The organism is Pseudovibrio ascidiaceicola, from assembly GCF_900114245.1.
Lineage (GTDB): Bacteria > Pseudomonadota > Alphaproteobacteria > Rhizobiales > Stappiaceae > Pseudovibrio > Pseudovibrio ascidiaceicola.
Map to the genome: position 1 here is coordinate 1 of NZ_FOSK01000017.1, position 21,735 is coordinate 21,735.

Annotated in this window: 23 protein-coding genes, 1 tRNA gene and 1 rRNA gene; 15 read left to right on the plus strand and 10 right to left on the minus strand. The window is 52.9% G+C overall.

Annotation, left to right across the window (positions count from 1 at the left end):
* Positions 1 to 84 precede the first annotated feature (84 nt).
* Both rrf and BM231_RS23805 read left to right on the plus strand, forming a co-directional pair.
* Positions 85 to 199, plus strand: a 5S ribosomal RNA gene (gene rrf / locus BM231_RS23800).
* Positions 200 to 254: 55 nt separating this feature from the next.
* Positions 255 to 331: transfer RNA gene (locus BM231_RS23805), tRNA-Met, on the plus strand.
* 70 nt (positions 332 to 401) lie between these two features.
* Here the strand turns inward: BM231_RS23805 and BM231_RS23810 are convergent.
* Positions 402 to 1,286: a LysR family transcriptional regulator gene (locus BM231_RS23810; RefSeq protein WP_093523511.1), complete on the minus strand. Its 885-nt coding sequence runs from the start codon at positions 1,284 to 1,286 to the stop codon at positions 402 to 404.
* A gap of 103 nt (positions 1,287 to 1,389) precedes the next feature.
* On the opposite strand from BM231_RS23810, the gene BM231_RS23815 reads away from it, so the two are divergent.
* Complete coding sequence (locus tag BM231_RS23815; RefSeq protein WP_093523513.1) at positions 1,390 to 1,986, plus strand: short chain dehydrogenase; 597 nt, start codon at positions 1,390 to 1,392, stop codon at positions 1,984 to 1,986.
* 98 nt (positions 1,987 to 2,084) lie between these two features.
* Here BM231_RS23815 and soxR read toward each other — a convergent pair whose 3' ends face one another.
* Positions 2,085 to 2,561: a redox-sensitive transcriptional activator SoxR gene (gene soxR, locus BM231_RS23820; RefSeq protein ID WP_093523515.1), complete on the minus strand. Its 477-nt coding sequence runs from the start codon at positions 2,559 to 2,561 to the stop codon at positions 2,085 to 2,087.
* Between the two features lie 86 nt (positions 2,562 to 2,647).
* Here soxR and BM231_RS23825 point away from each other — a divergent pair, with 86 nt between their 5' ends.
* Positions 2,648 to 3,031 (plus strand): VOC family protein, encoded by a 384-nt coding sequence (locus BM231_RS23825; RefSeq protein WP_093523517.1) that lies wholly within the window; start codon positions 2,648 to 2,650, stop codon positions 3,029 to 3,031.
* A gap of 57 nt (positions 3,032 to 3,088) precedes the next feature.
* Here the strand turns inward: BM231_RS23825 and BM231_RS23830 are convergent, their stop codons facing one another.
* Positions 3,089 to 4,024 carry a phytanoyl-CoA dioxygenase family protein gene (locus BM231_RS23830; protein WP_093523519.1) on the minus strand — a complete coding sequence of 312 codons (936 nt, stop codon included), beginning with the start codon at positions 4,022 to 4,024 and terminating at the stop codon, positions 3,089 to 3,091.
* Between the two features lie 117 nt (positions 4,025 to 4,141).
* Here BM231_RS23830 and BM231_RS23835 point away from each other — a divergent pair, with 117 nt between their 5' ends.
* Complete coding sequence (locus BM231_RS23835) at positions 4,142 to 5,002, plus strand: helix-turn-helix domain-containing protein (protein ID WP_063299683.1); 861 nt, start codon at positions 4,142 to 4,144, stop codon at positions 5,000 to 5,002.
* Positions 5,003 to 5,010: 8 nt separating this feature from the next.
* Here the strand turns inward: BM231_RS23835 and BM231_RS23840 are convergent, their stop codons facing one another.
* The 4 genes from BM231_RS23840 to BM231_RS23855 are packed head-to-tail and all read right to left on the minus strand — an operon-like array spanning position 5,011 to position 9,222.
* Positions 5,011 to 6,534 (minus strand): UxaA family hydrolase, encoded by a 1,524-nt coding sequence (locus BM231_RS23840; RefSeq protein WP_093523521.1) that lies wholly within the window; start codon positions 6,532 to 6,534, stop codon positions 5,011 to 5,013.
* Position 6,535: 1 nt separating this feature from the next.
* Positions 6,536 to 7,381, minus strand: coding sequence for an amidohydrolase family protein (locus BM231_RS23845; protein ID WP_093523523.1), 846 nt, complete (start codon positions 7,379 to 7,381; stop codon positions 6,536 to 6,538).
* On the minus strand, positions 7,374 to 8,414 hold the full coding sequence (locus BM231_RS23850; protein WP_093523525.1) for an aldo/keto reductase: 1,041 nt from the start codon (positions 8,412 to 8,414) through the stop codon (positions 7,374 to 7,376). Before BM231_RS23850 ends, BM231_RS23845 begins: the two co-directional genes overlap by 8 nt.
* A gap of 10 nt (positions 8,415 to 8,424) precedes the next feature.
* A complete protein-coding gene (locus tag BM231_RS23855) occupies positions 8,425 to 9,222 on the minus strand; it encodes an IclR family transcriptional regulator (RefSeq protein WP_063291447.1) in 798 nt (265 codons plus the stop codon).
* Positions 9,223 to 9,490: 268 nt separating this feature from the next.
* On the opposite strand from BM231_RS23855, the gene BM231_RS23860 reads away from it, so the two are divergent.
* From BM231_RS23860 to BM231_RS23870, 3 genes are all read left to right on the plus strand, one after another.
* A complete protein-coding gene (locus BM231_RS23860; protein WP_063298750.1) occupies positions 9,491 to 10,228 on the plus strand; it encodes an SDR family oxidoreductase in 738 nt (245 codons plus the stop codon).
* A gap of 15 nt (positions 10,229 to 10,243) precedes the next feature.
* On the plus strand, positions 10,244 to 11,089 hold the full coding sequence (locus tag BM231_RS23865; protein ID WP_093523527.1) for a fumarylacetoacetate hydrolase family protein: 846 nt from the start codon (positions 10,244 to 10,246) through the stop codon (positions 11,087 to 11,089).
* A 103-nt stretch (positions 11,090 to 11,192) separates the two neighbouring features.
* Complete coding sequence (locus tag BM231_RS23870) at positions 11,193 to 11,732, plus strand: methylated-DNA--[protein]-cysteine S-methyltransferase (protein WP_208860613.1); 540 nt, start codon at positions 11,193 to 11,195, stop codon at positions 11,730 to 11,732.
* Between the two features lie 36 nt (positions 11,733 to 11,768).
* Here the strand turns inward: BM231_RS23870 and BM231_RS23875 are convergent, their stop codons facing one another.
* From BM231_RS23875 to BM231_RS23885, 3 genes are all read right to left on the minus strand, one after another.
* Positions 11,769 to 12,155 (minus strand): hypothetical protein, encoded by a 387-nt coding sequence (locus tag BM231_RS23875; RefSeq protein WP_093523531.1) that lies wholly within the window; start codon positions 12,153 to 12,155, stop codon positions 11,769 to 11,771.
* Positions 12,156 to 12,376: 221 nt separating this feature from the next.
* Positions 12,377 to 13,408 carry a Vgb family protein gene (locus BM231_RS23880; RefSeq protein ID WP_093523533.1) on the minus strand — a complete coding sequence of 344 codons (1,032 nt, stop codon included), beginning with the start codon at positions 13,406 to 13,408 and terminating at the stop codon, positions 12,377 to 12,379.
* 84 nt (positions 13,409 to 13,492) lie between these two features.
* Positions 13,493 to 14,257 carry a sugar phosphate isomerase/epimerase family protein gene (locus tag BM231_RS23885; RefSeq protein ID WP_093523535.1) on the minus strand — a complete coding sequence of 255 codons (765 nt, stop codon included), beginning with the start codon at positions 14,255 to 14,257 and terminating at the stop codon, positions 13,493 to 13,495.
* A 779-nt stretch (positions 14,258 to 15,036) separates the two neighbouring features.
* Here BM231_RS23885 and BM231_RS23890 point away from each other — a divergent pair.
* From BM231_RS23890 to BM231_RS23920, 7 genes are all read left to right on the plus strand, one after another.
* The gene (locus BM231_RS23890; RefSeq protein WP_093523537.1) at positions 15,037 to 16,119 is read left to right on the plus strand and encodes an ABC transporter ATP-binding protein; all 1,083 of its coding nucleotides are present in this window, start codon (positions 15,037 to 15,039) and stop codon (positions 16,117 to 16,119) included.
* A 10-nt stretch (positions 16,120 to 16,129) separates the two neighbouring features.
* The gene (locus BM231_RS23895; RefSeq protein ID WP_093523539.1) at positions 16,130 to 17,209 is read left to right on the plus strand and encodes an ABC transporter ATP-binding protein; all 1,080 of its coding nucleotides are present in this window, start codon (positions 16,130 to 16,132) and stop codon (positions 17,207 to 17,209) included.
* A gap of 3 nt (positions 17,210 to 17,212) precedes the next feature.
* Positions 17,213 to 18,100, plus strand: coding sequence for a carbohydrate ABC transporter permease (locus BM231_RS23900; RefSeq protein WP_093523541.1), 888 nt, complete (start codon positions 17,213 to 17,215; stop codon positions 18,098 to 18,100).
* A gap of 5 nt (positions 18,101 to 18,105) precedes the next feature.
* Positions 18,106 to 19,002, plus strand: coding sequence for a carbohydrate ABC transporter permease (locus BM231_RS23905; RefSeq protein WP_063291454.1), 897 nt, complete (start codon positions 18,106 to 18,108; stop codon positions 19,000 to 19,002).
* Positions 19,003 to 19,015: 13 nt separating this feature from the next.
* Entirely contained in the window at positions 19,016 to 19,297 is a 282-nt protein-coding gene (locus BM231_RS23910) for a DUF2160 domain-containing protein (protein WP_063291455.1), read from the plus strand.
* A 74-nt stretch (positions 19,298 to 19,371) separates the two neighbouring features.
* Positions 19,372 to 21,090 carry an ABC transporter substrate-binding protein gene (locus BM231_RS23915; protein WP_093523543.1) on the plus strand — a complete coding sequence of 573 codons (1,719 nt, stop codon included), beginning with the start codon at positions 19,372 to 19,374 and terminating at the stop codon, positions 21,088 to 21,090.
* Between the two features lie 221 nt (positions 21,091 to 21,311).
* Positions 21,312 to 21,698 (plus strand): cupin domain-containing protein, encoded by a 387-nt coding sequence (locus tag BM231_RS23920; protein ID WP_093523677.1) that lies wholly within the window; start codon positions 21,312 to 21,314, stop codon positions 21,696 to 21,698.
* Positions 21,699 to 21,735 lie beyond the last annotated feature (37 nt).

Here is a 21,735-nt window from a genome sequence, read left to right on the forward strand (position 1 = left end):
CAAAGCGATAACTTGGAAACAACATTGGCACTTCAAAAAAGTGCCATCTCAGACCAGTTCAAAAGTCAGTGTGACTTATTCCTGCCCGGTGGCTATGGCGGGGCGCCCCCACCCGATCCCATCCCGAACTCGGAAGTGAAACGCCCCTGCGCCAATGGTACTTCGTCTTAAGACGCGGGAGAGTAGGGCGCCGCCGGGCATGAATAATCCACACCGACAAATCTTCAAAATAAAACATGAACATAACAGATTACCGCGGGGTGGAGCAGCCCGGTAGCTCGTCAGGCTCATAACCTGAAGGTCGTAAGTTCAAATCTTACCCCCGCAACCAAAATATCAAACCCGCTATCATCATGATGGCGGGTTTTTTGTTGCTCAAAGCTTGAAACAGATCCCGACAATCAGCTGATATCGGCCAGAAAGCTCTGCTCTTCATCGAAGTAATTCCAGATATGTGAGGCAACTGGGCCCAGGTGGTGATTGCCGCGTCTGGCAAGGCAGATTGATAGGCTGATCTCACCTAGGGTTGGTAGTGTCTTTAAAACGCCCTTAGAAAGCTCCTGAGCAATCATATGGCGGGGAAGGCGGCCCCAGCCCAGTCCTGATGTGATCAGGTCCTTTTTGGCCTGTAGGTCCGTGACAAACCACTTAGTTGCATCAGCAAGCAGGCCGGTGTCGGGTGATTGAGCATCAGAGGACTTCACCACGATCTGAGGGTGCTGAGCCAAACTCGCCCGCGTGAGCGAATGCGGGGCATTGTCTCCAAGCAAACTACCAGAGATGACAAGGGGTACATCCATATTGGTGATGGACTTATAGTCCAGCGACGCATTGCGAGTTGGGGCGGCGAAGATGGCCATGTCAACGGCTTCGGATAGGAGCATTCGCTCTCCGGAGGCTACTTCTACGTCCAGATGGATTGTCGTCTGCGGGAACTTGGTGCGAAGGGACTGCAGGAGGTCAGTGATCCAAGTGATTGGAAAGATGCTACTAACAGCCAAGCGGATCTCTGGCTCGTTTTCTCCCTTCAGGTCTTTCACCGAATCTTCAAAGGCTTTGGCTTGCTCCAGAAGTCTTCTGATCTGAACCAGTAGAATTTTTCCTTCAGGCGTGAGCTCTGGGCGGTACTTGGAGCGATCGAAGATCTGGAGTTGGTAGAATTCTTCGACTTGCTTCACTGAATAAGATACCGCAGAGCGTGCCTTGTTCAGCTTTTCGCTTGCGAGTTGGAAGCTTCCAACCTCACAGATCGTGCTGATGACATTGAGATGGTCTAAATTTGTCATGGTCTAAAAATATGACGGAGTTGATCAGAAAGCTATGCTTTTTCCTAAATGAGTTGGGGCGTACACCAGTTTTCATGAAACACAGACTGATTAGGAGTTTGAGATGAAAATCGTTGTTGTAGGTGGCACTGGCCTCGTTGGAAGTGAAGTTGCGAAACTGCTGGGTCAGGAGCATGACGTCATTACTGTTGGCAGAACCAGTGGTAATATGCAGGCTGATATTGAAGACAAAGCTTCAGTGCAGACGCTTTTTGAAAAGATTGGTGCCGTAGATGCGATTATCAGTGTTGCTGGTGATGGTGTGTTTGGCGGCTTTGATGAGGAAGGCGACCATGCCTATGAACAGGCTTTGCAGAGTAAAGTCATGGGGCAGGTGAACTTGACCCGTGTTGGTCACAAGTACCTCAACAAGGGTGGCTCAATTACACTGACTTCTGGTGCTGTCGCCCAACACCCGATGCCGAACACCGCTGCAATCGCGATTGCGACGGCAGGTGTCGATGCGTTCGTGCGGACTGTGGCGCTGGAGCTGGTTGATGATAAGCGCATCAACTCTGTAAGCCTCTCGCTCGTGAAAGAATCTGCTGAGAAGTTCGGAATGGACCGCACGCATTGTGTGCCTGCTGCCAAGGTTGCAGAATATTACCGTGATGTTCTTGGCAGCTCAGGAAGTGGCCAAGTGGTTCTGGTTCAGAACTAAGAATTTTCTGCGGGAAGGCTCATGAAAGCCTTAGTTCTCCAACGTTGCCCGCATTTCAACCGGTGTGGTTGATGATGACAAGGGCGAGGCTATCCTTGTCATTCAGCTGGTTCTGCTTGCTGCCTGAAAGATTTGTCGCCGTAGATAAAGCGGGGACCGCGGCCGTAGCTGGCGGCGGCGTCGCCGGCGTTGTAGAGCTCGCATTTGTCGAGCGAGAGGCATCCGCAGCCCATGCAGCCTTCTAACTGGGATCTTAAGCGTTCCATACGGGTGATGCGCTCATCCAAGTGCACCTTGAACTGTTGGCTCAGGCGTTTCCACTCTGCTTTGTTGGGGGCTCGGCCCGGTGGCAACGTTCCGAGTTGCTCTGAAATCTCTTTGATGGTGAAGCCAAACTCTTGTGCGACGAGAGCGAACGCCAAACGGCGGATGTCGGCGCGCATGAAGCGACGTTGACCGCCTGCATTGCGGCTGGCTGTAACTATTCCCTTGGTTTCGTAAAAGCGGATGGCGGAAGTGGTGAGGCCGGATCTTTCGGCGAGTTCACCGATTGTCATGACATCTGAGTGCTTCATAAATTTCTCAAAAATAGTGCTTGACTTAAACTTAACTTGAAGTCCTAAACAGGGTGTCATCAGAAGTCAAAAGAAAGGCTATTGCGATGACAAAGAGTTTTTTAGAGCACGTAAACATCACCGTTTCTGACCCAGTTGCGACCGCAAACCGTCTTTCAGACTGGTTTGGCTGGCATGTGCGTTGGCAGGGAGCTGCCCGTGCCGGTGGAACCACCGTTCACGTTGGATCGGATGACAGTTACATCGCTGTCTATTCTCTTGGAAATACCAATGCTACAAAGGAAGACAACTACGTCACGCATGGCAGTTTGAACCATGTTGGCGTGGTGGTTGATGATTTGGATGCCGTTGAGAAGAAAGTGCTGGCGGGCGGGTATGAGACCCGAAACCATGCTGATTATGAGCCAGGTCGGCGTTTTTACTTTGATGACAATGACGGCATTGAATTTGAGGTGGTCAGTTACGGCTAATTCAATGAACTCCGGTGCAAGAGCGTTTCCCCATAGTGAGGAAACGCTTTTTTTGTTTTACCAGAGGTCCAGCCCCAGGAGTTTCCTACCCAGATCAGTCAGGTCTGCTGTTTTGGCGTTCTTCTTTTCCCAGTCTCGCGGGTCACCCGGGAAGGATGCTCTTTGAGGTGGTTCCAGTTCGCGCCATTGGTGGATGCGGTCTTGTCGGAGATCTTCGTTGGTTTGCTCAGATGGGAACATGGAGATGTATTGAGCGATGCGTACTTTGTCTTCTGAGTTGTTCGGGCGAATGCCATGGGCAAGCAGGGCGTTGAAGATCATCAGGTCACCCGGTTCCATCTCAATGTTCTCAATTTCAAAACCTGAATAGTCCGGATGTTTGGGATCGCGGTCTTCTGGCTGTGTTTTGACCCAGTCTTCGAAGTCCTCAAAGAGTTTCGGGATGCATTGGAAGCCGCCGGTTTCTTCATCCTGTTTGACCAATGAAAGAACGCCCTGCACGCTGATTGGTTGAGGGCGCAGGGATGTGTCTACGTCCCAATGGATAAAGCCGGGTTTGCCGTCGCGGTTTTTCTTGGGTGGGTTGAGGTTTGCGCGGTCAATGCTGACCCAGAGGTCCTTTCGGTCCCAGATGTCTACGAAAGCATCGTAGACGCGTTGTTGCATGCGGTTATCCCACAGGTACTGGTGATTATAGATTTCCAGCATACCCGCGTTGTTCAGCTCTTGCATTTTGTGAGCGCGGCGTTGTGGGGTGTACCAAGTTGATGGATCACTGGGATCTTTCTCATCGAACTTCCAGAGTAGATCAACCAGTCTCTCTACATTTTCCTGCGGAACGGCCTGACGCACAATGACGTAGCCGCGGGTGATCCAGTGTTGCCAGTCTTCTTCTGACAGGACCCGAAGTGGCAGGGTCTTCTTGATGTCTTTCAGCTGGGTGTCGGTTGCGGTCGAGCCCCAGTGATTGTCTGCAAGCAGTTCAGCGTCCATTTGGTCCTCCCAGATCCTTCAATGAACTTGTAAGTTTAGTCACTCCGACAAGTGAGAGTTGTTCTAAACTAGCGGATACTGATACTATTCTGGCGTCTTGTTGGTTCAGAGGGTGAAATGCGATCATATCTGGAGAAGGTGCCGGAGTCTGAAGACGGTTCATTCAAGGTAATGAACCGGCGCCTTCATGAGGGCATTCCATTCTCCTGGCATCACCATCCTGAGTATGAGTTGACCCTGACATTGAACTCTGAAGGGCAGCGGTATGTGGGCGATCATGTGGGAGAGTATGGCCATGGGGATCTTGTTCTGCTTGGGCCTAACCTCCCGCATACATGGGCTTCGCAGAGCCGACCTGATGAGGGTAAGCCGCATGTTGCATTGGTTATCTGGTTTGAGCCGGAGTGGATTGAGCGGATTACCAGCGAAATGTCTGAGCTGGCCGGAGTGAAGAAGCTGTTTCGGCGGGCGTTGGCAGGGCTTAGCTTTAGTGATGCCGCGCGGCGGCGCGTGGTGCCCAGGATCAAGAATTTCTTTGAGGAAGATCCACTGGAGCGCTTGTTTATCATCCTCAGGGTTTTAGCTGATCTCTCAGAGGATGAATATGCCATGCAGCTGGCACATGATCCTGTGGTGCTCTCCAGTGCAGATGGTGGCAATGAACGTATCGACAGGGTGTTGACGCTTATCCACTCCGAGTATGCGCGTGTATTGTCGCTAGAAGAGTTAGCCGAGACTGCTGCGCTGAGTGTTTCCGGGGTGCATCGGTTGTTTCAGCGCCATACGGGGCAGACGATCTCGGAGTATCTGAAACGCATTCGGATTGGTGATGCGTGTGCGCAGCTTTCCGGCGGCGATGCACCGGTCTCAATGATTGCTCATAATGTGGGGTACTCGGCACTGGCCAACTTCAACAGGCAGTTTCGCGCGGTGAAAGGTATGACCCCGCGCGAATACCGTACTAGATTCAGAGGGTAGCTGCGCCGTTACATCACAGCACCGATTTGCCATGGGACGAACTCATAGTCGCCTAGCCCCTGGGCTTCTGACTTGCTGTGTTCACCTGAGGCGACCTTAATCATCAGCTCAAACAGTTCTGTGCCGACTTCTTCGATGGATCTGCCTTCGGAGATGATGGAGCCTGCGTTGAAGTCCATGTCCTCTGGCATATGCTCAAAGAGTGGTGTGTTGCTGGCGACCTTGATTGTGGGCGATGGTTTGCTGCCGAACGCGGAGCCGCGACCCGTGGTGAAGACAATCAGGTTGCAGCCGCTGGCGATCTGGCCTGTAACAGAGGCTGGGTCGTAGCCGGGGCTGTCCATGAAGACGAAGCCATTGGTTTCGATTGGCTCGCCGTATTTGTAAACGCCTTCTAGTGCTGTGGTGCCACCTTTGGCGACTGCACCGAGGGATTTCTCGAGGATGGTTGTCAGGCCCCCACGTTTGTTGCCCGGAGAAGGGTTGTTGTCCATGGTGCCGTTGTTACGGGCGGTGTAATCCTCCCACCAGCGGACCCGTTCCACGAGCTTTTCGGCGACCTTCTGATTGGCAGCACGGCTGGTGAGCAGGTGTTCAGCACCGTAGATCTCGGAGGTTTCCGAAAGGACCGAGGTGCCGCCGTATTTGACAAGCAGGTCTGTGGCGTAGCCGAGGGCAGGGTTGGCGGTGACACCGGACCAGCCATCTGATCCGCCGCATTGCAGGCCGACCATGAGTTTGGAGAGTGGTGCCGGTTGACGGGAGGCTTTGTTGACCTCCGGAAGCATGGCTTTGACTTTTTCAATGCCTGCTTCAATGGTTTTGCGCAGGCCGCCCATGCCCTGAATGTTCATGAACTGGAAGGTTGGTGATTGCTTGAGGCCGTAGGCGTCCAGCAGGAAGTCGATCTGGTTGACTTCGCAACCTAAGCCGACCAGCAGAACCCCACCCACATTTGGGTTTTTGGCGTAGCCCCAGAGGACGCGTTGCAAGTTGGCGAAGCCTTCGTTGTCGCCTGCCATGCCGCAGCCTGTGCCGTGAGCGAAGGAGGCAACCCCGTCTACGTTCTCAAACTGCAACAGGTCTTCGTCGCTAAAGGCATCTGCGATGCGGTGAGCTGCGGTGGCGGAGCAGTTTACGCTGGTGAGAACGGCGATATAGTTGCGGGTACCGACGCTGCCATCTTCGCGGTGATAGCCGAGGAAAGTGCGTTCTTCCGGGTGCTCAGCGTACTGTGTTGGTTTGTAGTCCTTGCAGAAGCTGTGGTGCAGGCCGGGGTCGGAGAACTCCATGTTGTGCGAGTGCACATGGGCGCCTGCCTGAATATCCGTTGTTGCGAAACCGATGGTCTGGCCGAACTTAATCAGGGCTTGTCCCTGCTTGATGTCATGTTCGGCGATCTTGTGGCCTGCGGAGATGTTGTCGAGGACCTGAAGGTTGCCTGCGTTATCACCCGGCTGCAAAGCTCTTGTGGCGATGATGACGTTGTCCGCTGGCTGAAGTTTGACGCTGGCTGGAATGGGTGCCGACATTTCAGAGAGTTTCCATTGTTTTGGTGAGATAGAACTTTGCAGCGGTGCCACCAAAGATGGCCTCCCAGTCTGCCTGTGGCAGATCAGCTGTGAGCTGCTCCACCATATCCACCCAGTTTTGATAGGTATTCGCGAGGAGAAGGACGGGCCAATCGCTGCCGAACATGACGCGCTCCGGTCCAAAGCATTTCAGAATGTGAAAGGCGTAGGGGGCGATGTCTTCGATCTCTGCGTTTTCGGAGGCCTCAGTGAGAAGACCTGAAAGTTTGCAACAGACATTGGAGGTGCGTGCGATGTCGCCGACGTGTTGGGACCACGTCTCGATGGCCTTGTTGCGGATATCCGGTTTTGCGCCATGGTCGATGACGGCGCGCAGGTCCGGATAGCGGCTGAGGAAGGTTTTAAGGTGCGGCAGGTGCCGGGGCTGGACCAGCAGGTCGAGTGTCAGGTTGTTGTCGATGAGGGCCTGAATGGCAGGGCGCAGATTGTCCTGCAGCATCCACTCATCGTCTTCAATGTCCTGTATCATCGGACGAATGCCGACGAGTTTTGGGTTTTGGCAGAGTTCTTTGATGGTGTCTGGTGCGTTCGCTGCTTCCATGTCTACCCAGCCGACAACGCCGAGGATCCAGTCGTGTTCTGCGGCCAGTTCCAGCATGAAGAGGGTTTCTTCAACTGTGTCTGCTGCCTGCACGAGGATGGTTCCGTCCATCTTGGCTTGGGTGAGCAGGGGTTGGATGTCGCTGATGAGGAAGTCGCGGTACAGGATGTTCAGGTCTGGTGTCAGCCAGCTGTAATCGCCGCGGGAAAGCTTCCAGAAATGGTGGTGGGCATCGATCCTAAGCATGCTTCACCTCTTGTTCGAAGAAGAGATTGCCAGAAGGGACGGGAGCTTCTGCGGGAAGGAGCTCTCGTTCTTTTAGTCGTGACCAGAAGGCAACGGGAATGTCGGCAGCGATCCATTTGAGGATGTCTTCCAACTCACTGCGATTGCGCATTCCGGGAATGACGCTGGCGATTGCGGGGTGTGCGAGTGGGAAGTGCAGTGCTGCTGCGGCCAGATCAACCGAGAACTCCTGACAGCATTCCTTCAGGGCCGTCACATGGGCCAGAATTTCAGGCGGTGCACTTCCGTAGTTCCAGGTGTTACCGCCAACAAGGATGCCTGAGTTGAAGGGGCCGCCAAGAATGATGGAGGTTTGAGCCTCAATGCAAGCAGGGAGCAAATCCTTGAGAGGGGCTTGTTCCAGCAGGGTGTAACGGCCTGCGAGGAGGAAGGCATCCCAGTGGGCTTGCTTCATCAGCTCCATGCAAATGGCTGTTTCATTCACGCCGAGGCCCATGGCCGAGATTGCGCCGGAGGACTTAAGCTCCTGCAGGGCTCTGATGCCGCCTTGCAGGTCTTTCATGTGCCGCAGGTTTTCTTCCGGACCGTGGGTGGCTGTGCCGATATCATGCACCAACAGGATGTCGAGGCGGTCAAGACCGGTGCGGTGCAGGCTGGCCTCATAGGAGCGCATGATACCGTCATATGAGTAGTCGTAGACCGGATGGAAGGGGAGTGGATCAGGCCAGCCGAACTGGGCTGGATTATCTGCCATACCCGGTTTCAGCAAACGGCCAACCTTGGTGGAGATGATGTAGTCGTACTTGCGGACTGCATCTCCAATGACACGTTCGGAGCGGCCAAAGCCATAGTAAGGGGCGGTATCGATGTAAGTGAGACCAACCTCTTTGGCGCGATCCAATGTGCTCATAGACTCTTTGCGAGGAGCTGTTGCAAACAGCCCACCAAATGCTGCGCCGCCGATTCCCAATGTCGGCAGTTGCAGATCTGTTCCCCCCAATTGTCGATGAGCCAGCTTCCCTCCCAAGCCCATAGCAATTTCCTTATGTTGGCACTGTGCCGTAAATGCTGGTGATGTCCTTCGCTACCTGAGCGTAGGCTTGTTGAACGTCTTCAATTCCCGGTGCTTTGAAATCGTCAATGCGCTCCATGAATGGACAGCTGAGTGCTGCGACCGCGTTTCCATCTGGTCCCAGAATTGGGAAGGCCAGATTTGTAACGCCGACTGTGCTGGCAGATGGCATGCGTACGAAACCTTGTTCCTGTACTTCATCCAGAATGGCACGGAATTCATCGAGGCTCATCTCCGGTTCTCCGAGTGCGCGCTCATGCTGGTTGTACATGAGCTCGCGGATCTCCGGCTTCTGGAAGGCAGCGATTGCCCGTCCGGTGCCTGTGTTCCAGAGGCCGATGACCGAGCCGGTTTTGAGTACGAAGCTCCAGTTGCCAGGCGCTTCCACGCTGGCGACCACGACGATCTCTCCCTGATGCTCCATGCCGATGTGGCTGGACTGGTGAACGTCCTTGGCCGTTTTGCGCATCATGGGCACCGCAGCTTCCAACAGTCGTGTGACAGGTGGGTGGCGATGCGACATGGAATACATTTTCAGGCTGAGCTGAAAGCGGTCGCCTTCTATTGAGCGAGATACATACTCGCGGCGCACCAGTGTGGTGAGCATGCGGTAGATCTCATTGGGGGATCGGTCGAGTGCTTTTGCGATCTCTGCCTGAGACAGGCCGGATGCGTACTGGGACAGCAGTTCCAGAATATCCAGTCCCTTCTCCAAAGCGGGAGCGCGGTATTTTTCAGCTTTGTCTTGCGATGTTTGTGTGTCTGCCATGATCAGCTCTGTTTGATGTGAGCATATTTTTTGACGTAAAATTCGACCTTGTCAATTTCTAATTTACATTTGAAAGAAGTTTTTATATTTAAGTTACGACACTATCTGATTTGGTGAACTGACGGATTTCTGCGGTCTTTGGGAGAAGGCCAAAGCACCACCTGCCTTTTGTTTTGACGATAAGCAGTGCTTCCTTTCTAATAATCCGAGTTTCTGGTTGGTTTGGCCGAGCCTATATTTTTAAGAGATTCAGTCCGGGGGAGGACACATGGGACGATTGACTGGCAAGACAGCCCTTATCACCGCTGCGGGGCAGGGAATTGGCCGCTCTACGGTGGAAGCCTATGCTGCTGAGGGGGCCAAGGTATTTGCAACTGACATCAACGAGGCTGCACTTGCTGAGCTGAGTGCGATTGAGGGTGTGACAGGCCTGAAGCTGGATGTGACCAATGCCGACGAGGTGCAAGACACCCTGAAGACGGTAGGGCCACTGGACATCCTGTTCAACTGCGCTGGCTTTGTGCATAGCGGCACGATTCTGGATTGTGATGAAGATGCCTGGGACTTCTCTTTCAATCTGAATGTGAAAGCTATGTACCGTCTTTGCCGTGCGGCGATTCCTGCCATGTTGGAGAATGGTGGTGGTTCCATCATCAACATGTCTTCAGTGGCATCGTCTCTGAAAGGTGTTCCGAACCGGTTCGTTTATTGCTCCTCCAAAGCGGCTGTGATTGGCCTGACCAAGGCGATTGCCGCGGACTTCGTGACCAAAGGTATTCGCTGCAATGCGATTTGTCCGGGGACAGTCGATAGTCCATCGCTGCATGATCGATTGAAGGCAACTGGCAATTACGAGCAGGCGATGAAAGATTTTATTGCGCGTCAACCTATGGGACGTATTGGCAAGCCAGAAGAGATTGCTGCACTGGCTGTGTACCTTGGTAGTGATGATAGCGCGTTTACGACAGGGCAGACGCACGCCATTGATGGCGGTTGGTCAGTTTAATAAAGAGGGTAGGACATGAAGCTCCTTAGATTTGGTGAGGCGAACGCCGAGAAACCGGGTGTTCTGGATGCGGATGGCAACATTCGTGATCTTTCTGGTGTTGTGGGAGATATTGCCGGTGACACGCTGGGTGCTGAGGCCCTTGCGAAGATTGCGGCTCTTGATCTGACCAGCCTGCCTTTGGTGGAAGGAAATCCACGCATTGGTGCTTGTGTCGGCAATGTGGGCAAGTTCATCTGTATTGGCCTTAACTATTCTGACCATGCTGCTGAAGCCGGCATGGAAGTACCAAAAGAGCCTGTAACCTTTTTCAAAGCGACCTCAGCTATTTGTGGCCCGAATGATGAAATTGAGATTCCACGCGGGTCTGTGAAGACAGACTGGGAAGTGGAATTGGGCGTGGTGATTGGTAAGCACACCAAGTATGTGAGTGAAAAAGGCGCGCTGGATCATGTGGCGGGATATTGCGTGGTCAATGATCTGTCTGAGCGTGACTTCCAGCTGCATCGCAGTGGCCAGTGGGTGAAGGGTAAGTCTGCCGACACTTTTGGTCCAATCGGCCCGTGGCTTGTGACCCGTGATGAAGTGGAAGACCCGCAGAACCTTTCCATGTACCTGGAAGTAAACGGCCATCGCTATCAGGACGGTTCTACCAAAACCATGGTGTTTGATGTGGCGCAGGTGATCTCGCATCTGTCTCAGTTCATGAGCTTGCAGCCGGGTGATGTGATCTCCACTGGCACGCCTCCGGGTGTTGGCATGGGCCAGAAGCCAGAGACTTATCTGAAGCCGGGCGACAAAATGGAGCTGGGCATTGAAGGTCTCGGCGTTCAAAAACAGGTTACTTACGCTGCTGATTGAGAAGCGTGAGCTTGCTAAGCTCTGATGCCTTCACTAAGCTTTAAAGAACTCTCCGCTGCTGATCGTGGTGGAGAGTTTTTTCATGCGTTTTCGGGGGGAGAGAATGACTATGACCAATGTTTCAGAGCCAATCACATATTGCAGTTATGAAAGCCCGGTTGGGTCTTTGCTGATTGGTGGAGAAGCTGGTGGGTTGGAATTTCTTCATTTTCCTGAAAGTGCACGCAGGCGGTTTGTTGAAGATGGCTGGGTGGAAGATGCCAAGCCGTATGCGGATTTGATTGCGCAGCTTGAGGCTTATTTTGCTGGTGAGCTCAAAGAATTCTCCCTCATTTGGAAGCTGATTGGTACTGACTTTCAGAAGAGCGTTTGGGAGCAATTGGCTGCAATCCCGTTTGGTGAAACGCGCAGCTATGGCGATGTGGCGAAGGCGCTGGGTAATCCGGGTGCGAGTCGCGCTGTGGGACTTGCAAACAATGCAAATCCGCTGCCGATTGTTATTCCGTGCCATCGTGTGATTGGGGCCAATGGGGCTCTGGTTGGTTTTGGCGGCGGGCTAGACACCAAAATCTGGCTGCTGGATCACGAGGGGATTCCGCATGGAACCTGTGCGAGCAAAGACCAGATGGCATTCCAGTTCTAAAACAGAACCCGCTCTAGAACTGGAGCATACTGCAGATCAATCAAATGTAAGTTGGAACTTGCTGTTCACGATAAATGGGGCGCGGAAGTCTTCGTTGATGAAGTAGTAGAGGCCCTGTTCTTTATCATGGGTGATGTTGAAGCAGCCATATTCTTCTTTGCTCCAAAGACCAGTCCAGCTGGAGCAATATTGATTGTTCTCGATCTTGTAGCGCGCTTCTGATGGCTTTGCGTCGCCTTCTTTGATCCAGAGGGTGAGGCCGGACTCGGAGAAGTACTGGCGTGTTTCAGCTGCAAAGTGGATGCCTTTGATGGTAGAGCCGGTCAATAACTCAGTGATTTGAGTATTGTTCAAGGTCACTTCACCAGCGAGCGCAGGTGTTGCGCATGCAGCAAGAGCAAGGCCTAAAATCGTTTTCTTCATATTGCTTCTTTCAAGAGATAAGTTGGAATGATGGTCAGCTGCATGCCTGCCAGTCAGTACAGAGGCCGATTAGGCCAGGCAGGCTCAGAATACTTCGTGGTTGCTGGTTTTTATCAGCGTAGATTTTTTTCTCAAATCACCTTTTTTTGCTTAAAATTTGCAGGTTTAAATGGGAAAGGGCGCCCGATTGAGCGCCCTCTTTTTTGCTGATCCTGTTGTATTCAGGATGGTGTTGTTTCGGTTTCATCAAACTGAATGCGCACGATCCTGTCCGTTCCGGATTCTCCGCCCCATGCTTCGCCTTTACGTCCTGCCATTTGGCGAACGTCGGCGTCTGCTTTGTTGCTTGGGAAGCTGGTGAACTCTTCTGTATCCGGGTCAAAGTGGACGATTGCATCAGCATCGAAATCTGTAAGCCAGACCTTATCGTGCTCATCAACATAGACTGAGTAAGGCAGTGGGTCATTGCCGGGGAGACGCCATGCGCGCCATGTGTCTGCCTTCGGGTCGTACTCACTGACCTGACCGGAGAGCCATTCGCTGACCCAGAGTTTACCCTCTGAGTTGGACCAGACGCGGCGGGCGCCTTGCTCTTTTGTCGGAGGTGTCACGATGCGTGCGCTTCCGTTGGTTCTGTCGATGTTGGCGATGTGGCTGCCAGCGAGGGAGGCGTACCAGATGTCACCTTGTGGGGTGACGGTGATGCCATAAGGGCCAGGGCCTTGAGGGCTTGGCCAGACTTCGATTTCTTGGCTGACGGGATCAACACGGCCATAGACGCCGTTTTGTCCAGTGAACCAGTAGATGCCGTCGTGATCGAAGATGCCGGTGTTGAGGTTTGCGTCTGCGAATTCGGCAGGTAGTGGAATGAGGGTGACGGCGTCTGTTGCCGGATCAACGCGAGCGATGGCGTTTTGTCCACCTTCGGTGACCCACATAGCGTTATCCGGGCCAAGTACCACGCCGTGTGGGGCTGCGTTTTCGCCCAGTGAAACCGGGTGGAGTTCTCCATTGTCAGGATCAAGACGTGTGAGCGTGCCATCTGCTTGTCCGCAATACCAGACCATGCCATCGGAATCGAAGCCAACGTCTCTGGAGCGCGCGCCTGGGCGAGCGTCAAAGTAGGTGACCTTTGCGTTTTTGATGGTGTCTGTTGTTTCCGCTACAGCGAAGACTGGTCCAGCAACAATGCCCATGTAATAGGCGCTGGAAATCGTTAGGGCAGATGCTCCGAGAAACTCTCGTCTGTTCATCCTACCTCTCCCTTATGCCGTCTCCTTAGTGGAGACAATCGATTTGCCTTAGTGCAAGGGAAAGGCGTGTCTATGGCGAAATACCTACACACCCTCAAGCATTTTGAGTGAGGTTAAGGAACGGTCAGCGAAGCGGAGAAAATTGTTCGGGCCGTCGTGCTCCAGAATGTAGATTTTGGTACGGCTCTTTTCCTGTAGGGCGGCGAGAATATGTGCCCATGGGACGGTGCCGAAGCCGACATCTGCCCAGCCATCTTCATCCGCGCCTTCGCCTTCGGGGGCTATGTCCTTGATGTGGACGGCTGTGATGCGGGTGCCGTGGGCTTCGATCCAGTCGAGAGGATCCAGGCCTGCCTTGATGATCCATGCTGCATCGACCTCCCATTCCACAGTTGGGGCCTCCGAGATGATCAACTCCATGGGAATGGTGCCATCGGGGAGAGGTTTGAACTCGAAATCATGGTTGTGCCAGCCGAAGTGGAAGCCCTTGTGCTTGAGTGTGTTGGCCATGTGCTCCAAACGGCGCGCGAAGATCGTCCATTCTCTCTTGGTTGTTGGGCGTTGTTCTGGTGTGAGGTAAGGAGCGAAGATTGTGTGCATGCCGAGAAGGACTGCGATCTTGATACACTGATCAAGGTTCTCTTCCAGATCCTTGAGATCGAAGTGGCCGGAGGGCATGTCGAGGTCGTATTGATCGAGGAGGTCTCGCACTGTCTGAGCAGCTTCCAGTGTGGGATAGAGCTCCTCGAAGCCTTCTACCTGTGTGTAGCCGAGGAGGGCTGTTTCCTGAAAAGCCTCTTTCCAAGGCTGGAAGTTACGTGCGCTGTAAAGCTGTAGGCAAAAGTCCATGATGCTGTTCCCCTCCCAGAGCGACCAAGGCTTGGTGCCCCAGTTATACCGCCCTGCATGACAATAGAGTTGCATCTGCCTAGAGGGCAAGGGGCTTGCGAAAGAGGGAGCTGGGAGGGTCTACTTTCCGGGCGTGGTTGCCAGAATCGATGTTTGAGCAAGGGAATTTCATGAATTGATTACATCCGGTGGAGAACATCTGAATAGAGTATTTAGGTTCGAATTATTTCGCCGCGAAAATATTAGCTAGCTTACTAAAACAGAGTTTGGCTGAACACCGCAGTCTTTTCAACGTGTTATTGGTGCAGACTGTTAGATGCAAGAATGACAGATCTTCAACATTTTCTGCCGCACTGGGTGCGTTCTCATCCTAATGGATAACAGCTGAGAGTTTCGTTTTGTCAATTTTCGAATTGACGCTTAAGTGGTTTCGCTTATATTTCGAAATTACGCGAATATGCGCGTAATCGACTGTAAACGAAAATTGACGTGTAGGTTAGGACGTAGTTTAATTTTGATCTCTAATGGCACTTTGTAGGGACGGAGCTGCGTAAGAAAGCAGAACTTGAAAGTGTTCGGGGAGGCTCGTGAAAAAATTGACAGATGCGTAGCGTTGCTAAAACGGCGCAGTTCTTTAAAAGGCTGGGACCTTTACTAAGAGATTCAGCTCGACCATCGAGTTGTTTTTGGAATTACAGTCAGGAATTTGAAGGTACCGCAGTGCAAGCAGCGCGTATCGCAGGAAGCAGTCGGGTCGCTTTCTGTTCCGGGAGGGCAACATGCTTGAATTAAGGGGCGTCAGCAAGACTGTTGACGGTATGGACCATATTCGCGACGTGTCTTTGCGTCTTGAAAGTGGTTCATTGAACGTATTGTTGGGACCAACACTGTCAGGCAAGACAACGCTTATGCGTTTGATGGCAGGGCTGGACACGCCAACTGCAGGGCAAGTGCTCGTAAATGGACAGGATATGACCGGTGTTTCCGTGCGCAAGCGCGACGTCGCCATGGTCTATCAGCAGTTCATCAACTACCCGGCTCTCACGGTTTATGAAAACATTGCCAGCCCGCTGCGCGTTGCGGGCGTGAAAGGTGCTGATGTTGACAAGCAAGTGCGCAAAGCTGCGGACTTGATGAAGCTCACACCTTATCTGGACAGAACGCCGCTGAACCTTTCCGGTGGCCAGCAGCAGCGTACTGCGATTGCGCGTGCGCTCGTCAAAGGGGCGCATCTGGTGCTGATGGATGAGCCATTGGCTAACCTGGATTACAAGTTGCGCGAAGAACTGCGCGATGAGTTGCCGAAGATCTTCTCTGAAAGTGGTGCTGTGTTTGTTTACGCGACAACAGAACCAACAGAAGCTCTGTTGCTGGGCGGGCGTACTGCCACCTTGCATGAAGGGCGGATTTCGCAGTTTGGCGATACCATTGATGTTTACAGAAATCCTCAGGACATTGTCACTGCGCAGACTTTCTCTGATCCGCCGTTGAACCTGCTGGGCCTGACGAAGAGCGGTGGCGAATTCCGCACGTCCAACGGCACGGTTATTCCGGCAACAGAGGACGAAAAGCGCCTTCCTGACGGACATTACAAAGCAGGTTTCCGGCCGCATCACCTTTATCTGCAGCGCCCGAGTGAAGACGCTGTGTGCCTTCCTGCTGTGGTTGATGTTTCCGAGATTACCGGTTCTGAGAGCTTCATTCACCTGACATGCCTGAACCACCGCTGGGTGGCGCTGGAGCATGGCATTCATAACGTAGACGTGGATGCCAAGATCGACGTGTTTGTGGATGCCAAGAACTTCATGATTTTTGATGATGAGGGTCGCTCTGTTGCGTCTCTCATGCGTGAAGCGGCTTAAGGAGGCGAGCATGGCACGTATTGATCTCGACCACATTCGCCACTCTTATTTGCCGAACCCAACAAGCCCAAGCGACTACGCTTTGAAGGAAGTTAACCTGACCTTTGAAGATGGTGGTGCTTATGCGCTTCTTGGGTCTTCCGGCTGTGGCAAGACAACTCTTTTGAACATCATTTCCGGTTTGCTGACACCCTCTGAAGGTGAGCTGCTGTTTGATGGCAAGCCAGTGACGGAGCTTTCTACCGAAGCGCGTAATATTGCGCAGGTGTTCCAGTTCCCGGTCGTTTACGACACCATGTCTGTTTACGACAATTTGGCGTTTCCGCTTCGCAACCGCGGTGTTCCGGCAGCTGAAGTTGATCAGAAGGTCGGTGAGATCCTGCGGATCATTGATCTGGAGAGCAAGGCAAAGCGTAAGGCACAGGGCCTGACGGCGGATGAGAAGCAGAAGATCTCTCTGGGTCGTGGTCTGGTGCGTTCTGACACCAATGCGATCCTGTTTGATGAACCGTTGACCGTGATTGACCCGCATATGAAGTGGGTTCTGCGCTCGCAGTTGAAGCATCTGCACAAGCAGTTTGGCTTCACCATGGTTTATGTGACCCACGACCAGACCGAGGCTTTGACCTTCGCGGATAAAGTTGTGGTGATGTATGGCGGCGAAGTTGTGCAGATTGGAACGCCTGATGAGCTGTTCCGCAAACCTCAGCACACCTTTGTTGGCTACTTCATCGGATCTCCGGGCATGAACATCCTGCCGTGCGAGGTGGATGGAAACATAGCGCGTGTTGGTGGGCACAGTGTGCCGCTGCCATGCGGTCTTGATCCGAAGAAAGTGGCCCAGAAAACCGAGGTTGGTATCCGCCCTGAGTTTGTGAAACTCGGTGGTGCCGGAGAAGGCCTGCCGTTGAAAGTCAACGCTGTTGAAGACATTGGCCGCTACCGCATTCTGCGTGGTGAGATGGAAGGTGTTGCGCTGAATGCCATTGTTGGCGAAGGCATGAGCATTCCGGAAAGCCCGACGGCTCTCTTCGATCCAACACAGACGAACCTTTATGCCGACAGCTGGCTCGTAAGCGAGGGGGCTTGATCCATGGAAAAGACCGTAAACAACAAAGCCTGGTTCATGGTTTTACCGGTTCTTTTGCTGGTGGCCTTTACCGCTGTTATTCCATTGATGACTGTTGTGAACTACGCGTTTCAGGACAGCTTTGGAAACAATCAGTTCTTCTGGGTTGGGATTGAATGGTTTCAGGAACTGCTCAGCTCCGAGCGTTTTCATGACGCTTTGGTCCGCAACCTGATTTTCTCCTTCTCCATTCTTGCAATTGAGATCCCGCTGGGTATCGGCATTGCGCTTTGTATGCCTAAAAAAGGCTGGGGCGTTCCGGTTTGCCTGGTGTTGATGGCGCTGCCGCTGCTGGTGCCGTGGAACGTGGTTGGTACCATCTGGCAGGTGTTTGGCCGTGCCGACATTGGTCTGCTGGGCTACTTCCTGAACTCTCTTGGCATCAACTACAACTACACGCAGGACCCTGTTGCTGCATGGGCCACCGTGATTGTTATGGATGTGTGGCACTGGACCAGCCTTGTTGTGCTGCTGTGCTATGCGGGTCTGGTTTCCATTCCTGAGGCTTACTATCAGGCTGCTCGTATTGATGGGGCGTCCCGCTGGGCGGTGTTCCGTTACATCCAGCTGCCAAAGATGCACAGTGTGTTGCTGATTGCGGTTCTGCTGCGCTTCATGGACAGCTTCATGATTTACACCGAGCCGTTTGTTGTAACAGGTGGCGGACCGGGTAACTCCACGACATTCCTGAGTATTGACCTTGTGAAGATGGCGATTGGTCAGTTTGACCTTGGCCCAGCTGCAGCAATGTCACTCGTCTACTTCCTCATCATCCTGCTGTTCTCATGGGTGTTCTACACCGTGATGAACAATGCTGGGACTGAGAAGAAACATTACGCAGGCGAGGAGTAAGCACCATGTCGACAACAACTGGAACTGCAGTCATTGATGGTGGTGTTGCTGCTGGTGGACAAGCTCCACGCAGCCGGACCCGCGCAAAGGCACAGAGAACCGGAAGCCGCTATGCTTTCCTCGTTCCGACTTTGTACATCACGTTTTTGATGCTGCCGATTTACTGGCTCTTCAATATGAGCCTGAAGACCAACCAGGAGATCCTGAGCAAGTTCACCTTGTGGCCGGATGAGCCGACGCTTGCCAACTACATGGTGATCTTTACAGACCCAAGCTGGTACAACGGCTATATCAACTCCATCACCTATGTGGCGCTCAATACGGTTATCTCCGTGGCGGTTGCGTTGCCAGCGGCCTATGCGTTCTCACGCTATAAGTTTCTGGGTGACAAGCATCTGTTCTTCTGGCTGCTGACAAACCGTATGGCACCACCGGCGGTGTTCGCGCTGCCGTTCTTCCAGCTCTATTCCGCTTTCGGTTTGATCGACACGCACCTTGCAGTGGCTCTGGCGCACTGTCTGTTTAACGTGCCGCTGGCTGTGTGGATTCTGGAAGGCTTTATGTCTGGTGTTCCGAAAGAGATCGACGAGACTGCTTACATCGACGGCTACTCCTTCCCGAAATTCTTCGGCAAGATCTTCATGCCTTTGATTGCAAGCGGTATCGGTGTGGCAGCGTTCTTCTGCTTCATGTTCTCTTGGGTGGAATTGCTGATTGCCCGTACGCTGACCACAACTGCGGCTAAACCGATTGCGGCGACGATGACCCGTACGGTTTCAGCTTCCGGTATGGATTGGGGTGTACTTGCAGCGGCAGGAATTCTGACAATTATTCCGGGTGCGCTGGTGATCTACTTCGTACGTAACTACATCGCTAAGGGCTTTGCCCTGGGCCGCGTTTAACAGGGAAGCGATCATGGATTTTTCTTGGATGGCCTGGACGTCGCCGACTGCGATTTTCTTCATCACCATTGGCCTGCTGATCTCCAGCATGGCGGTTTGGGAATGGTTTGTGCCGGGGGGAAGCCCGCGGCACGGGATTTTGAGATTTGAGACAACACGCGGTGACCGCTTGTTTGTTTCGCTGCTGGGCAGTGCGTTTATCTGCCTGTTTTGGCTTGGGTTTGTTAGCGCAAACCTTTGGTGGGCTCTGTTGGTCTGTGTGGCATACGCGTTTTGCGTGTTCCGCTGGGTTTAGGATTGAGCTTTTTTCTCCGCACTGATGTTTAGGGGAACTTTCAGTGCAATAAATTATAGTCGGGAGGAATATATATGAGACGTCAGCTATTAGCGTCCGTTGGCTTTGCAGCCATGATTTGCGCATCCAGCTCTGCTTTTGCAGATATGGAAGCCGCGAAGAAGTGGGTGAGCGACGAATTCCAGCCTTCTACTCTTTCTCAGGAAGAGCAGATGAAGGAAATGGACTGGTTCATCAAAGCAGCTGAGCCTTTCAAAGGTATGGAAATCAAAGTGGTTTCCGAAACCATTGCGACCCACGAATACGAAGCGAAGGTACTTGCAAAAGCATTTACCGAAATCACCGGCATTAAAGTTACTCATGACCTGATTGGTGAAGGTGACGTTGTTGAGAAGCTTCAGACCCAGATGCAGTCTGGTGAGAACATCTATGATGCTTACGTCAACGACTCTGACCTGATCGGTACGCACGCTCGCTACAAGCAGGTTCGTAACCTGACTGACTGGATGGCTGGTGAAGGTAAAGCGGTTACTCTGCCAACCCTTGATGTTGAGGACTTTATTGGTCGCTCATTCACCACTGGTCCTGATGGCAAGTTGTACCAGCTTCCAACACAGCAGTTCGCGAACCTTTACTGGTTCCGCTATGACTGGTTCACAAACCCAGACATCAAAGCTCAGTTTAAAGCGAAATACGGCTACGAGCTGGGTGTTCCGGTTAACTGGTCTGCCTATGAGGACATCGCTGAATTCTTCACCAACGACGTGAAAGAAATCAACGGCGAAAAAGTCTATGGCCACATGGACTACGGTAAGAAAGATCCATCCCTGGGTTGGCGCTTTACCGATGCATGGCTCTCCATGGCGGGTGCTGGCGACAAGGGTATCCCGAACGGTCTGCCAGTTGACGAATGGGGCATTCGCGTAAACGGTTGTTCCCCAGCTGGTTCTTCCGTTGAGCGCGGCGGTGCTACCGATGGTCCTGCAGCGGTTTACTCCATCACCAAGTACATCGAGTGGCTGAAGAAGTACGCTCCGGCTGAAGCACCTGGCATGGTGTTCTCTGAAGCTGGTCCGGTTCCGGCACAGGGTTCTGTTGCTCAGCAGATCTTCTGGTACACCGCGTTCACCGCAGACATGGTGAAAGAGGGTATTCCAGTTGTGAACGCAGACGGCACTCCTAAGTGGCGTATGGCTCCTTCTCCGAAGGGTGCTTACTGGGAAGAAGGCATGAAGCTGGGTTATCAGGACGCTGGTTCCTGGACTCTGATGAAGTCTACCCCGGAAGATCGTGCAAAAGCTGCATGGCTTTACGCTCAGTTTACTGTTGCGAAGACAACTTCTTTGAAGAAGTCTCACGTTGGTCTGACCTTCGTACGTGACAGTGACGTTCGTGATGCGTCCTTCACAGAGCGTGCACCTAATCTGGGTGGTCTGGTAGAATTCTACCGTTCCCCAGCTCGTGTACAGTGGACCCCAACCGGTACCAACGTTCCTGATTATCCAAAGCTGGCTCAGCTGTGGTGGCAGAACATTGGTGATGCATCCTCAGGCGCGAAAACTCCTCAGGAAGCTATGACTGCTCTTGCGGCTGCTCAGGACAAAGTTCTGAAGCGTCTTGAGCGTGCTGGTGTTCAGGGCGAGTGTGGTCCTAAGCTCAACGAAGTTAAGGATCGCGACTTCTGGCTGAACCAGCCAGGCGCACCGAAAGCCAAACTGGCTAACGAGAAACCAACTCCGATCACCGTCGATTATGACGAGCTGATCAAGAGCTGGGCAGACGCTTCCAAGTAAGCGTCGTTTACGGGCGTATCCTTGTCCGAAAACCGGTATCCACTTTTCGGGGATACACTTCCAAGACTAAACGAGAAAGCCGGGGCATCTGCTCCGGCTTTTTTGTTTTGGGGAATGAACTCTGAGATACAGCTCCGACCAAGGTGGTTGTTTCGAGCACTGGTTGCAGTGTGGTAGGTGGGGCTCGCGATGTCTTGGTCAGATTGAAGGGGGCTGCTGTTGTGAAGTGTCTAAGGATCTATGCAACGCCGGATGGGGAATCGCATTTTGGTGAGGTTGAGATACCGACGCAGAAAGTGTCGGTGCATCCCGATGCTGCACCGTTTGATGTGACTGCCAGCTATCCGGCCTCACGTGTTCGTTTCTCCCACATTCCAGCAGGTATGCGTCAGGTGGAATGGCATACGGTTCCTGATCGGGTTTTGACCGTGAGACTTGATGGCTCAGTGGAGTACGAGACCAGTGACGGGGAAGTTCGAACCGTCGGGGCTGGGGAGTTTGTGCTTATTGAGGATACGCATGGCAAAGGCCACCTTTCGCGCCATTCTCCAGATGCCCAAACTGTGCTCTGGATCTCCCTGCTTAGCGGCTTGGATGAGCCGCTGTAGGCGAGTTTCTCTTCTTCAATTCCGCATATTGGAATTG

What these genes read in the sequence shown, in the direction of transcription:
- BM231_RS23840 (WP_093523521.1), bottom strand. Translation starts at nt 6,534, where the DNA reads ATGTCGGCACCCATTCCAGCCAGCGTCAAACTTCAGCCAGCGGACAAC.
- BM231_RS23875 (WP_093523531.1), bottom strand. Translation starts at nt 12,155, where the DNA reads ATGAAGAAAACGATTTTAGGCCTTGCTCTTGCTGCATGCGCAACACCT.
- BM231_RS23860 (WP_063298750.1), top strand. Translation starts at nt 9,491, where the DNA reads ATGGGACGATTGACTGGCAAGACAGCCCTTATCACCGCTGCGGGGCAG.
- BM231_RS23905 (WP_063291454.1), top strand. Translation starts at nt 18,106, where the DNA reads ATGTCGACAACAACTGGAACTGCAGTCATTGATGGTGGTGTTGCTGCT.
- BM231_RS23915 (WP_093523543.1), top strand. Translation starts at nt 19,372, where the DNA reads ATGAGACGTCAGCTATTAGCGTCCGTTGGCTTTGCAGCCATGATTTGC.
- BM231_RS23855 (WP_063291447.1), bottom strand. Translation starts at nt 9,222, where the DNA reads ATGGCAGACACACAAACATCGCAAGACAAAGCTGAAAAATACCGCGCT.
- BM231_RS23885 (WP_093523535.1), bottom strand. Translation starts at nt 14,257, where the DNA reads ATGGACTTTTGCCTACAGCTTTACAGCGCACGTAACTTCCAGCCTTGG.
- soxR (WP_093523515.1), bottom strand. Translation starts at nt 2,561, where the DNA reads ATGAAGCACTCAGATGTCATGACAATCGGTGAACTCGCCGAAAGATCC.
- BM231_RS23830 (WP_093523519.1), bottom strand. Translation starts at nt 4,024, where the DNA reads ATGGACGCTGAACTGCTTGCAGACAATCACTGGGGCTCGACCGCAACC.
- BM231_RS23870 (WP_208860613.1), top strand. Translation starts at nt 11,193, where the DNA reads ATGACTATGACCAATGTTTCAGAGCCAATCACATATTGCAGTTATGAA.
- BM231_RS23880 (WP_093523533.1), bottom strand. Translation starts at nt 13,408, where the DNA reads ATGAACAGACGAGAGTTTCTCGGAGCATCTGCCCTAACGATTTCCAGC.
- BM231_RS23815 (WP_093523513.1), top strand. Translation starts at nt 1,390, where the DNA reads ATGAAAATCGTTGTTGTAGGTGGCACTGGCCTCGTTGGAAGTGAAGTT.
- BM231_RS23825 (WP_093523517.1), top strand. Translation starts at nt 2,648, where the DNA reads ATGACAAAGAGTTTTTTAGAGCACGTAAACATCACCGTTTCTGACCCA.
- BM231_RS23865 (WP_093523527.1), top strand. Translation starts at nt 10,244, where the DNA reads ATGAAGCTCCTTAGATTTGGTGAGGCGAACGCCGAGAAACCGGGTGTT.
- BM231_RS23850 (WP_093523525.1), bottom strand. Translation starts at nt 8,414, where the DNA reads ATGGGCTTGGGAGGGAAGCTGGCTCATCGACAATTGGGGGGAACAGAT.
- BM231_RS23845 (WP_093523523.1), bottom strand. Translation starts at nt 7,381, where the DNA reads ATGCTTAGGATCGATGCCCACCACCATTTCTGGAAGCTTTCCCGCGGC.
- BM231_RS23910 (WP_063291455.1), top strand. Translation starts at nt 19,016, where the DNA reads ATGGATTTTTCTTGGATGGCCTGGACGTCGCCGACTGCGATTTTCTTC.
- BM231_RS23890 (WP_093523537.1), top strand. Translation starts at nt 15,037, where the DNA reads ATGCTTGAATTAAGGGGCGTCAGCAAGACTGTTGACGGTATGGACCAT.
- BM231_RS23810 (WP_093523511.1), bottom strand. Translation starts at nt 1,286, where the DNA reads ATGACAAATTTAGACCATCTCAATGTCATCAGCACGATCTGTGAGGTT.
- BM231_RS23835 (WP_063299683.1), top strand. Translation starts at nt 4,142, where the DNA reads ATGCGATCATATCTGGAGAAGGTGCCGGAGTCTGAAGACGGTTCATTC.
- BM231_RS23895 (WP_093523539.1), top strand. Translation starts at nt 16,130, where the DNA reads ATGGCACGTATTGATCTCGACCACATTCGCCACTCTTATTTGCCGAAC.
- BM231_RS23900 (WP_093523541.1), top strand. Translation starts at nt 17,213, where the DNA reads ATGGAAAAGACCGTAAACAACAAAGCCTGGTTCATGGTTTTACCGGTT.